Here is a 12,997-nt window from a genome sequence, read left to right as displayed (position 1 = left end):
AAATTTCTCCTATTTATGATACATATATTTAATAGGATCAATGATATTATTTGGATCAAATATAGTTTTAATCTTGTGAGTTAAATCATTGTAGTTAGTATCTTTACTAAACATATCTCTCATAGAAATATCAGGCACTCTATATGGAATATAGCCTTTATCCTTAAATGAATTAAATAACTCAATATAATACTTATAAGCCTTATCTACATCGTTTTGGTTATTCTTGTCAAATAAAACTGGTAATACTAAGTAGCAAAAATATTGGCTTTTAAATTGATATGTAACAGGCACTTCATAATCATATTTATCTGATATGGTTTTTACTATTTCTAAAGATTCTTTTATGTTTTCAGGCTTAAATGGAATTTTAGGAACAAAAAAGATTAACCCACTACCGTCAATCACTGCAACTGACTCTGAGGTCATGCTAGCTTTACTTTTCCAATACAATGTTTGTTGATCATAATCATTTGTAAAACCTAAATTAAATAGGAATTTAAATTCACTCTCAGGAGGGTTACTATCTGCATAGGAAAGAGAGTTTTGTATAATTTCTTTAGCTTGTGATTTTGTGATGGATGAATAACTGAATCCATCAATAGTATCACCCAATATATTCTGAATCTGAGCTATCCTTAAGTCAGATTCTTCCTTACAACTGCAGTGAATAGCGAAGGACGAATTCCACCGTGATAATTTACGCTTATATCTTTCAGAAAGTTTATCAATTATATCTTTAATTGCTGCTTTGGTTGTATATCCCTGATCAATATATTCACTTTTTTTCCCAAGGCCTGAGCCTACTGCTAAACGTTCGTCATTATATAGTGAATAAACTGGCTCAATAACTTTTAGCTTATTAAGCAAATTAAGTTTTTCAACTATTTTTGGTAACATATCATCCTTTGGCACTGAAAAAGCTAGAACCGTCATATACTCTGGAATAGACTCGAGATATACAATCATTTTAGTTACAACACCGTAGTTAGATTGATAAAATAACTCATTTAAACTTGGACCTACAGTTGCGTGACTAAATACGCCTGTTATATCATCCAAACCCAATTTATCTTTTAAATTTAAAACTGCTCCTTGTGCAGTTATAACTTCTGTAATAATGGAAGATTTTTCTCTATTACCATATACTCCTTTACCAACACCTCGATCTAGCGCATTACCAATAATACTTGCTGACATACTCCCACCAAAGCCAGATATCATTCGATCAGGCATGTGGTTCGCAACATATTCATATAATTGTTTAAACGTAACCCCTGGTTCAATTTCTATATACCCAAAATAGTTATCATAAGAAATAATACGTTTCATATCGCTAAGATTAATTAATACAGATTTATCAGAGTAAGAGCACGATGAGTTATAGCCATGATTATTTCCTCGACTATATGGATAAACAGTCACATGAAACTCATTGGCTATTTCGAGTATTTTACTAACTTCCTCAGAAGTGTCTGGCTCCAACCTACAAATTGGATGTTTTTTTACACCTGTGGTAGTAACAGAATTCTTTATTAATTGATCTTTATCTATAATAACTTTGTTCTCACCAAGGATTTCTTGCCACTTAACTATCGCTTGAGATATATTGTCCATCATCAACCCACCTTTATTCATTACACTATTTTAAATATCTGACTCTGATTTTGACGTATATAGCATTCATCTAAATCTAGCTGAGTCAAGCTTTCATGCGTTAAAAGCACATGACCAATACAGTTATGAATGCTGCTAGTAGTTTCAATTTTCTGTCCAATAGATACATTTATCTTAAGGTTTCTAAATGACTTTAAGGACTTGAATAAATCTAATTTTTCTATGCTAACCAAATTTCCTGGCTTCTCATCATGAATAATATTAACTATTTTAATAAACTTTTTAATTCCTATCGAAAGGTCTAATAAGCACTTTGGATCAACAATCATTTGACAAAAAGCATCTAATTGAGTTGTTGATAGGCACTCTCTTAATAATATACTAGGAATTCCGCCCATTAAGCGATTTGCAGACTCTATCATTACGATTCTGTCATTCTGCTGCATAAGTTCGGTGTGGCAGGCTCCATAATAGCACCCTAAAGCATCTAAGCACTGGTATGTATAGTCAATTAAATCCTGTTTTTTCTTGTGGTCTACCAAAGTTGATGAATAACATAACCGTCTGCCATCATCTGTAAAAAAATTATCATAGCACCAAATATCTGTAACTACTCTAAACTCGCCATTTGAAACTGTATTAATACAATATTCTTTACCACTTAAATATTCCTGTAAAAGCAATGAAGTATTTTCTTCACCAAATGTATTTTTTTTATTAAACAATATTTCTGCACTATTATAAACTTCTGGTTCACTTATACATAAATGAAAACCATCACTACCTCCACTATTGATTGGCTTTAGAACCATTGGGTATTTATTACCAATTTCATTGATTGCTTGGTCAATAGATGTATCCTTTAATATTATTTTTTCACGAATTGTTGATAAGCCAGCTCTTTTAAGCTCGAGATTCATTTCATGTTTATTTCGCCTACTCTGTAACTTAGTATAATTATTTTTATTCATTCCTAAGCTTTCTAATATTTCTTCAGCTAATGTTACCCCTTGACCTTCTAAGCCACACACAACATTCTTAATGTCATATTTTGATAATTTTTCCATTAAACATTGAAAATTATTGTCATAAACTAATTCATCAATAAATTCATCTTTATTTACATGTATATCTATTAATTTTTGTTTTAAATTATAACTACAACTAGGAGTAATAATATGAATGAATTCTATCTTAACTAAAGACGATATAACTTTTACTAGATCTTCACCTGTAGAAAACCCATCTATAATTATTATGACTTCTTTCTTTTTCATATATTCAATATCTATTTAAAGTACTATTTCTTAAAATATAGTACAAAATTTAGCAATCATATAGTAGCATTGTGGCTTTAATAGCTTTGAAAAGGCTACTTTTGAAAGATATGTAAAACCCTTGCAACACCTGTATCTGTTATATACTTTTTTTGAAAAAAGCTTTTTAAACTTAAGACATCTGCAAATTCCGACATTTGAGAGCTTGACATCATATAGCAGTGATATTGCATGTGCTTATTTTCTATTTCTACATCAAAAATTGCATCTCTATCTTCAGTATCTATAGCACTTATAGTAACTTCCTTGGGAGGCCTATTAATATATTCTGCAGTATCAATAACTAGATATCCATTATTTGCTAAAGTTGATGAAATTATATATTGTACGCTCTTTAATTGTTCAGGCTTATTCATTTCCGCAATTCCTCCCCACATCCAGATAATTAGTGGAAACTGCCGTTTAATTTCAACAGAACGAATATCACCTTTTAATATAGAAACTAAATTTTCATATTTTTTCAGATAATTATAAAATTGAGCACTTCTCTCAACTGCAAATATTTCCCCTTGATAGCCACTTGAAATTAAATAATTTATTACTCTCCCCCAGCCAGCTCCAATGTCTAATATAGCATCAGATTGTTGAATTAAATCATTTACTTCTTTAATATCACAGCAACTATCTAAGCCAATTTTTTTTGCGGCTTGTTGAAAATATGAAATAGGAATTTGCTCATAGAATGGTAAATTTTTATCAGAAATATTAGTATTTTTTTTACTCACATCCATCCACTCAAAGTCATACCACATCAAGTACATTTAAAACTAATATTGCTAACTAAGCAATCATTTAATACCTAAACTGTATATGCCTATAAGTTATAAACCATTTCGTTTTTTTGATCAAATTATACCTAAAATTTTAAGACGCCATGATCACTCATACTCTTTAATGATCATTTATGGACTCATATTTTTAGAATAAAAAAGCGAAACGAAATCAATTTTTTTTGTGATGCAGAATAGGCTTTCGGCGGGTGAATCACCCCCACTAAGTTTTAGGTTGAAAGTACCTTTTTATAATTTGGTTTAAATTATTCCTCATAGAAGTAGCATTATTACAATCCATAGCAAGAAAAATATTAAACTAAATCTATACCCTAACGCTCCTGAAAATTAAGGAACGTTAATAAAATCCTTACCAATAGGGGTTTAGCCGCGTTGCGGTAAAACTAATTTAGTGCCCCCAGATTTGGGGTGAGTAACTCAGGCTTAATATAATGATCTCTAATGGAGTAAACCTAGTTAAGATTACATGCCACACTCCACTGGAGCATGGCCTATTTTTAATGGGCTCAAATTTGAGCCCACCTATTTAACAGTTAAATTTCTAAATCACTCAGTCCTAGTTTGCAGTCTCAAAATACAACGCAGAAAGTTTTATTTGCGCGTAATCAACCTGATAAGTTTATAACTGTAGGAAGTACCTTCACCCCCGTAAATGTTCTATTTGTTCTGCACATGTTCTATTATTCATCACCAAAAAGTCATATAGAATAAGGGGTGCGGCCGTTTTAGAACATTAGAACACGTAGAACATGATTTTTTAATCAACTTTGCAAAATTTTTATATTTATTCAGTATACTTATTTTTGTCTCTAGAAAAGAGGGGTTGCTAAAATGACTGGTGAACGAGAGGCCTTTGAACTTATTATTGGCTTAGTTGGTGGTGTTGGAACAGATTTTGATCAGGTTTATTCTGAATTAGTTAAATCATTTAAAAGTGCAGAGTGTATAGTACATAAAATAAAACTGACACAATTATTAAATATTAAAAAAGATGAAAATGATTCAGAAATCGATTATATATTCAAGAAGATTGATGAAATTAACTACTTAAGAAAGAAAAATAAAGGTATTATGGCTTATGCAGCAATTGCTAGAATTATGCAATTAAGACATGAGCAAGTGGAAAAAGATAAGAAAGCTCAAAATAGTAAGCCTGTTATCTATATAATAGATTCCTTTAAGCACCCTGATGAATATAACATTTTACGCCATGTTTATAGAAGAAATTTTATTTTTTTATCTGTATATCAAACTAAAAGCTTAAGAGAACAGTATCTGAAAAATCTAGCATTATCAGATAAGAAAAAGTGTGACATATTATTAGATGATGACAAAAATAAAATACAGAAATTAATGAGTACAGATGAAAATGATAAAAATTGTGATAACTATGGGCGTAATACATTAGCAACCTATCATAAAGCGCATTATTTTCTACATATGGAAACTATCAAGGATGATGTAGATAGATTTACCAATTTAATTTTTAATGCTCCTTTTATAACTCCAACACAAGAAGAAATAGGTATGATGCATGCATACGTTGCTTCATTACGTACTAGTGAACCATCTAAACAAATTGGAGCATGTGCGCTAGATATTAATGGTAATGTTATATCAACAGGATGCAATGAAGTTCCTAAATTTGGTGGTGGCGCTTATTGGTGTGATTCAGAGCCAGATTTGAGAGACTTCAAAACTGTAGATGAAAACAGATTTACTTTATCTCATAGAGTAAAACAAATTAAGTGTGAAGAAATAGATGAAGAGTGGAAAGATTCATTAGAATTTTACAGAGCTGTTCACGCTGAGCAAGCTGTAATTTGCGATGCTGCTAATAGGGGAATATCAATTAAAAATGCAACCCTCTATACCACTACATTTCCTTGTCATTTATGTGCTAAACATATTATTGCATCAGGCATTGATAAAGTAGTTTACATTGAGCCATATCCCAAAAGTCTATCAGAAAAGTTATTTGAAGGAATAATTAAGGATAAAGCAAATGATAAGGATAATAATGTTGTTAAATTTAGTTCATTTAGAGGAGTAGCACCCAAAAGATTTAAATACGTTTTCCAGAAATTTAAAAAAGATCGTAGAGATAAAGAATGTGGTGATAGAATCATCAATTGGAATATAAAAAACAGTAATCCAATTCATTTATCACATTCGACTCCTTTAGCTTATTTTTGGATAGAAGTATCTTATTTTAAAAAATTTAAAGAATATTTATCTCACTTTAAAATGATAAATGATAATTTTTATGACCTAAATTCTTTTTTTGATGACTTAAGAGAAAAATATGAAGACAAAGAAATTTTGGATTTAGAATAGACTGATATTGGCAAGCTTATTAAAAGTCACCCACTACCTGAATGACCAACTGTATTATTGGAAGATTCAGATTTTATTGTTTTCCCAGGTGACATCTTAATAAACTCATCATATCGTTTATCTTTCCCTTTCTTAAAGCTATATAACATGCAACAAACAATGATCAACACTAATATTGGCAAGATAAACAAATAATTTCTACAGCCATTAGTCAAGTCGATAAACAGTTGATAAATTACTGCCATAATTCCAATGCCTACTGCTAAATAATACTGAATACGTAAATGAGATATCATTTTATTGTTCCTTCTATGGCTAGCAAAATAGAAACATATTTCAGAGACATCATCTTTATGAAGAAACTGTTTTTCAATATTTGAGATAATAGCCAAATTCCTGTTATACCAAAAACTACTATCATATACATGAGCTATTACCCAAGCTACAACTAAAATAATCATAGTAGTTGAAATACTAATTGGCAATATATTTTTACCTTGCAAAATCAACGCAGCAATAGTTCCACCTAACATAATAATAGGTTGCCAAACAACCATTATATGACGGTTAATATCATTAAACATTTGATCATACATCCGCATTAAAAATTCATTTCTCGCAGTTTCCTTATTCATACTGACTCCATAATTTCGTGATATTTTTTATTGAATCATATAAGCATTTTTCATAGCCCCCAATTGGATGTTGAATAAATTTTTTGCCATTAAAATAATCTCCAAACTTTGCATCAAGCGTAAATCTATTGCAATCAAAAGACACCACTGGCATTTCATTAGCTAATTTTCTCTGGACATCAGGTCTCCCCCCTAATAAATGAACAGGTCTATTAAAATACTTTGTTGAAATTTCAGTGCCTCCATACTTCGTTGGAACACTGTAACCTAATACATATTTTCTAGGTAGTAATTCTAGTTTATTTTTTAATTTTTGGTCTTTTGGAACAAGAATGACATTCTCAGCATAATTTGACAATTCTTCCGCTTCATAAAGGATTTGATCAAGCTCATTAATATCTACTATATCTTTAGCTACTGTATACAAAGGCTTTGTTTTCATTACTGCATTAATATGTTTTTGAAAGCAGTAATTCTCCCAGTCAATATCTATAAACCCAACTTGACTACAATGTTTAATGTCACGTAGGTTTGTATATTTAGCTCCTGCTAGCCAACCAAATTCCGCTGCTATATCAAGCGTTTTTTTACTGTGGCATACAAATTTTAAAACATTATTTTTCATCATATGATACTTATAGTTAGTTTATTTTTGACACTAAATTAAATATAGTCAATTAAGCCAAATTATGTTGGACTATTATTACAAACTCTACCAAAACTACGTGTTCTACATGTTCTAGTGTTCTAAAGCGCTACAGCCCTTGGTTTATATGGGATACAGAAATAAAAAACAGAACATGATCAAAATACAACCACGTTCTATATGTTCTATTAGTTTATAAGTTAGTGTTCATAAACCACGGTGTAAGCTCGAGTTTTATGCTTATCAAAATAAAATGAAGCATTATCAATTAACGTACCGCGTGCTTTTAATGCTCGGTTAACATTTTTAACTGACAACCCTTTGAATATCTCTTCACTCCAAACTTTATTATGAATAGTATAAGCAAACTTACTATGATGTGGCTTTATAAATCCTGCACGATTGGCTGGTACAGTGGCAAACTTACCTTCACCTTGAAATCGTTGGCGATTAGTATCAAGAAAATCAAATAACCTTGTGATCATTTCTTGCTCTTCTAAATCACCTTTGCCAAAGTCATTAAGCCATCTTTTATATATCTCTAATACCGCATGATATGCATCTGATTGCCCTGCATTACCTTTTTGATCTGACCAACCAGTTATACCCATCATGGTCGCAATTTGACCTACTGCAGCAACTAATGCAAATGGTTTTAATACGCGCATAGCTTGACTTGAAATAGTCATAGTCTTTAATTCTTCAATGAAATCATCCATAAACTCTGTTACCTCTGATTTCCAATAATCAAGATCATTGGTTAATTCAGTCAAAAATGCATCAATGGCAACACCATAATACTTTCTTGAAGATTCTTTTAAATGATTTGATAGATCACCCCCAGATTGAAAACCATGTAAGTTATCAAATACGCCATACTTCTGATTGATATTGATATCTATAAAGCGCATCTGTGCACCTGCTGGCACTCGCTTACCTGACTCTTTTATTTTCTCAACAACCGATAACTCACCAGTTGAAAAATAAGCAAGCCTAAAGGTTTCAATTTTTTTAGAATTACCTTTACGATTCGCTCTAGCTTTACCACTACCATTACCCAACATATAAGCTATCTGATCAACTTCATGCCCATTGACTTGAGCAATTTCATCTAAAATTAACAAGCCATCATTATGTTTCACAGCCATAGCCTCTAAGCCATTTGTTGTCACTCGCCAACGCTTAATAAAATCTTGATCACCCCAGATGCTCGCTAATACAGATGCTAACGTCGTTTTACCTGTTGATGATGAACCATATAAGTGTAAGCCAAAATTATCCATACCCATCCGATTTAATAATGGCCCAACAAAACCAAAAGATATCGCTAAAATCATTAATGGATTACCAATCGCATAACGACTAATCTCTTTTTGCCAATTTGCTAAATCACCTTTCGTTGAAGACGGTTTCAATGTAGTAGCTCCACCTTGGCTAAATACATAAGGTAATTCTTTTGGTTGGTTGTATGCCTTATCAGCTAAGACATAGCTTTGATTATACCAACCTGTTTTATACACCGAAGTTAAACACTGGCGAGGCTGAACATGATTTAAAAAACGCTTTAAGTAACGTTTTGCATCAGGGCTATCAGAAATATTTAAACCACCATCACGTAACTCTTGCTCAATTGGCTCAAATCCTCTAGCAGCTAATAACTTTGATGGCATCGACCAAGCATGCTTTTGATGATACTTATCATACCAATTTAAACGCATACCATAACCTTGATTATCATGATCTTTAATATCCGCTGTGACTTTTAATTCATCCGCTAAATATAATGGAGCTTCATCTGATTCATCTTGGTAATAAAGACGATCTTTAGCATAGAAATAACCCTTTGGTATAATTGTTGTCGCACCAATAATTTGCTCTCTGACTACCGATAAGCCTTCTAATAAATGCAGATCATTAAAGTCAGTCGGTTTAGATACAGTTGATTTAAATTCTGGTATAATAAGACTTACGTTTGCTCTTGATTGGGCGGCTTTTTTTGCTTGCTCAATCCCTGTATTTTTAGTGCTTTTATATTGATCGTTATCACAGGCAATGATAATTTTATTCTCAGGATAAAGCCCGCTTAAATTATCGACTACTGGCTTTAGATTACCTGCATCGACACCCATAATCGTATAAAGCCCAGTTGCCTGATAAATACTCGATGCCGTTGCAAAGCCTTCACTAACAATAATTGGTTTATCCTTTTGATAGTTGCCAATTGGATAAAAACAACCTGACTTTTTAGCACCACGCATTAAACATTTATCGGGTTGACCGTTTTTTTTACTCGGTAAAATACTCAATAGACTCAGCATACTGCCTTTAATATTAAATAAAGGAATAATTAAATTCCCCTTTTTACCAAAACCACAAGCAAATACATTAACATCCTCATTCAGAATTTTTACACCATGAGTTAGTGCGCCCTTTTTCTTTAAATATGGATAATCATTGGATGCATCTTTTGCAGATTGATAAATTTTCTCAGCAATAGTCGCCATTTTCTGATATTGAATTTCTTTATCATTTACGCAGCTCTCGCTAACATTAGATTCTGAGTTGTTATTAGTAATTCTTCTTCTAATATCATTACTCTGCCCATTAGGTCTATTGCAGTTATCATTAACATCACTATGAATAGAATATTCAAAATTATTCGAAACCTGCTTACTCCAACCGTTTTCTCTAGCCATAAAAAACAATGTACCAATACTAATTTTGCCATTTGATTGAATACTCTTCCAGACACTGCATGCTTCTTTTTGATTGTATTTTTCACTTAAACTACTCCACTGATTAAATAACTCAAAACCTATTTCATTATCAATTTCTGATTTAATTGCCATTGCAATTTCAACCCACTCACAACGCGAACAATCCGCTGATAAATAAGTTAATGCACTTCTGATTTTCTCTACTTGATCATTACTCATAGCACACCCCCTTTTTATTTAATTGATGTAAATAAACTGAATCATTTTTTGTCTTTTTAAGTTGTTCATCTCTGGCATGAATACGACTTTCAAGCCACTGATTGATTTCATCTTGAACCCAACCACTTGAACGTTCACCAAGTTTAATTTGTCTTGGAAACTCACCTTGATTAATCAAGCGATAAATTGTCGCACGTGATAGATTAGTTACGGATATAACTTGTGGTAATCTTAAGATACTATTCATAATACATGTTTCCTTGTTAAAGTTTTGTCTGAGCTGTTATTAGCTCAATGACAATCCTAAGACAGGAAAAAAAGCTTGAATAGATCAACCAAATAGGTGAACCATGGGTGAACCAGATGGAATTTTTAAATCTAACTAATTAATATATAATATATTTTTTAAGATCACCTATAATTTTTATTTTTATCTAGCTTAGCTGTTGCAATGGTACACAATCTTTTCAAAGGTGCTGTTTCCTTAAACTCACCATCAAAATCCTTTTCAGCATAAAATGGATAATGTTCATGAATCCATGTTTTAATTCGTCTATGTGTTCCATGTTTTGGGTTTCCATAGTTTTCAACATATATTGCATGTGCAGCTTGTAATGCAATATGCATTTCTTCTAGGTAATAGCGACTGTTAGGGTTAAAAAATTTATCTGATAGTTCATTATAAAGTTTTGGGTCTATATTATTTGATAAGTCAGACTCAGAATGTTTTTGTTCAAACTGTAATAAGTCTAACGTATTTATATACAAATGATTTTTATTAAATACTAAAGGACGCAAAATAATTTTAACTGGAAGATCATCATCATTTTTACTTAAAAAGACTCTCTCATCATAAAAATATATGATTATATGATTTTCATCACTAGCATGTTGACATGGATTATCGCTATTAACTTCTATTGAGCCATTTTCCAACATATTCAGCAGGCATTCAGATAAATTTACATCTGTAACATCCTCAACACTAACATCAACTTCATCATTTCTTATTTTAATATCATTCAGCTGGAAAGACTTAAGAGTTTGTAAAATATACTCTTTAAACATAGGAACATAAATAAATCCAGCTTGACAAAATTTATACTTTTTACAAGCATATTCCTTAGATAGTTTTCGACTTAAAGCATGAGCTAACATAGACCACTCAAGATATTCTGATGGTTCTTCTGTTTTGGTGGCGAATAATTTTATTTTGTATATACACGTATCCACCAACGTTAGTTTTCTAAATGATCCACGCATTGCAAGACCATCATGGGAAACTAAATTAAGTATTTCATATAATACTTCAATATCAGAAGCATCATAATAAGCTTTTTTATAATCCCATCTACGTACCAGCTGATCATATGATAATGTTAAAGGACTTGGTATATTAATTTCTTTTAGCATTCTAAATCCATTAGTTTTAAATTAAGTTCCATCAATCTATTAAATGCACTATATTTTATTAACGCTTAGAACTCAAAGCTACTACATTCGTGCCAAATTTTAGCTCATCAAGATAATCTGACCAGATTTGCATCATGCGTCTTCTTTCAGATAAATACTCCGCATGATTATAAGCTGCCTTGATTTTATTACGTTCAGCATGAGCTAATTGCCTTTCAATTGCATCAGAATGCCAACCAAAATCAGAAGCCATTTCATGTAAGCGCGTCGATGCCATATGCCTAAAACCATGAGTTGTCACTTCTTCGGCTGAATATCCCAAAAGTCGCAAGGCTCGCCTTAAACTCTCACTATTCATGGGCTTGTCAAAATCTTTTGGACTTGGGAAAACATAACGGCTGGTGTTTGTATATAATCGTACTGCATTGATAATTTCCATCGCTTGGCGTGATAATGGCACAATGTGCTTTTGCCCCATCTTCATACGCTGCTCAGCAATATGCCATTCACAAGCATCAAGGTTAATTTCTTGCCATTGGGCTTGAGCAAGCTCTGTTGGTCTTACAAATACAAGTGGTGCTAGCATTAATGCACATTTAACAATGAAGTGACCATGATATTGATCAATATCTCTTAGAAGTTTTGCTATATCATCAGGATGCGATAAAAATGCATAGGGGGTGGCTCTAGCTGTTTTTAAAGCATCACCAATATCACGTGTCGGATCACGATCACATTTACCCAATGCAACAGCATAACGAAAAATTTGACCACACGTCTGTTTAATTTTACGTGTTGTTTCAACTTTACCCTTACTCTCAAGCTTTTTTAAAATTGCCAGCATTTGTGTTGGTGTAATACTATTGATATGTTTATTTGTCACATAAGGAAAGATATTACGTTTAAGCGAACTAAGAACAATTTCAGCATATTTAAGCGACCATTGATCTTTTTTCATTTGATGCCATTCTAGCGCGATTGTTTCAAATAAATTTTCGCCTTGAATATCTTCTTTCATTTTTTTTCTTGTCTCGGCTGGATTAACACCATCGATTAACATTTTACGATATTCATCACGTTTTATTCGAGCGTCCTTTAATGAAACATCAGGGTAGATGCCTAACGATAAAGTTTGCTCTTTACCGCAATAACGATATTTAAATCGCCACCAACGAGCGCCATTTTTTTTAACAATCATAAAGAGGCCATTTGCATCAAAAGCTTTATAGTCTTTTTCCTTCGGCTTTAAGGCTAGTATTTTAGCGGTGTTCAAGGGCATGTTGGG

10 protein-coding genes are annotated in these 12,997 nt (G+C 32.0%); 1 reads left to right on the top strand and 9 read right to left on the bottom strand.

Features of this window, described 5'->3' with window-relative positions:
• Positions 1-9: 9 nt before the first annotated feature.
• The 3 genes from KFE69_00550 to KFE69_00540 all read right to left on the bottom strand — a co-directional run bounded on the left by KFE69_00550 (position 10) and on the right by KFE69_00540 (position 3,679).
• Positions 10-1,617 carry an FAD-binding oxidoreductase gene (locus tag KFE69_00550; GenBank protein UTW42669.1) on the bottom strand — a complete coding sequence of 536 codons (1,608 nt, stop codon included), beginning with the start codon at positions 1,615-1,617 and terminating at the stop codon, positions 10-12.
• A 20-nt stretch (positions 1,618-1,637) separates the two neighbouring features.
• Complete coding sequence (locus KFE69_00545; protein ID UTW42668.1) at positions 1,638-2,894, bottom strand: ATP-grasp domain-containing protein; 1,257 nt, start codon at positions 2,892-2,894, stop codon at positions 1,638-1,640.
• 95 nt (positions 2,895-2,989) lie between these two features.
• Positions 2,990-3,679, bottom strand: coding sequence for a hypothetical protein (locus tag KFE69_00540; protein ID UTW42667.1), 690 nt, complete (start codon positions 3,677-3,679; stop codon positions 2,990-2,992).
• Between the two features lie 897 nt (positions 3,680-4,576).
• Here KFE69_00540 and KFE69_00535 point away from each other — a divergent pair.
• On the top strand, positions 4,577-6,082 hold the full coding sequence (locus KFE69_00535; protein ID UTW42666.1) for a cytidine deaminase: 1,506 nt from the start codon (positions 4,577-4,579) through the stop codon (positions 6,080-6,082).
• 26 nt (positions 6,083-6,108) lie between these two features.
• Here the strand turns inward: KFE69_00535 and KFE69_00530 are convergent, their stop codons facing one another.
• From KFE69_00530 to KFE69_00505, 6 genes are all read right to left on the bottom strand, one after another.
• Positions 6,109-6,717, bottom strand: a complete 609-nt coding sequence (locus tag KFE69_00530) for a hypothetical protein (protein ID UTW42665.1) — start codon at positions 6,715-6,717, stop codon at positions 6,109-6,111.
• Positions 6,710-7,342: a hypothetical protein gene (locus tag KFE69_00525; protein UTW42664.1), complete on the bottom strand. Its 633-nt coding sequence runs from the start codon at positions 7,340-7,342 to the stop codon at positions 6,710-6,712. The genes KFE69_00530 and KFE69_00525 overlap by 8 nt, the downstream gene beginning before the upstream one ends.
• Positions 7,343-7,563: 221 nt before the next feature.
• On the bottom strand, positions 7,564-10,299 hold the full coding sequence (locus KFE69_00520) for a DUF927 domain-containing protein (protein ID UTW42663.1): 2,736 nt from the start codon (positions 10,297-10,299) through the stop codon (positions 7,564-7,566).
• Positions 10,292-10,546 carry an AlpA family transcriptional regulator gene (locus KFE69_00515; protein UTW42662.1) on the bottom strand — a complete coding sequence of 85 codons (255 nt, stop codon included), beginning with the start codon at positions 10,544-10,546 and terminating at the stop codon, positions 10,292-10,294. The genes KFE69_00520 and KFE69_00515 overlap by 8 nt, the downstream gene beginning before the upstream one ends.
• Before the next feature lie 164 nt (positions 10,547-10,710).
• Complete coding sequence (locus KFE69_00510) at positions 10,711-11,712, bottom strand: hypothetical protein (GenBank protein UTW42661.1); 1,002 nt, start codon at positions 11,710-11,712, stop codon at positions 10,711-10,713.
• A gap of 58 nt (positions 11,713-11,770) precedes the next feature.
• On the bottom strand, positions 11,771-12,991 hold the full coding sequence (locus KFE69_00505) for a tyrosine-type recombinase/integrase (GenBank protein ID UTW42660.1): 1,221 nt from the start codon (positions 12,989-12,991) through the stop codon (positions 11,771-11,773).
• Positions 12,992-12,997: the final 6 nt, after the last annotated feature.

The sequence above is a fragment of the bacterium SCSIO 12844 genome, assembly GCA_024397935.1.
Classification (GTDB): domain Bacteria; phylum Pseudomonadota; class Gammaproteobacteria; order Francisellales; family Francisellaceae; genus M0027.
The sequence above is the reverse complement of the archived record's forward strand: the minus strand, read 5'-3'. Positions and strand labels throughout refer to the sequence as shown.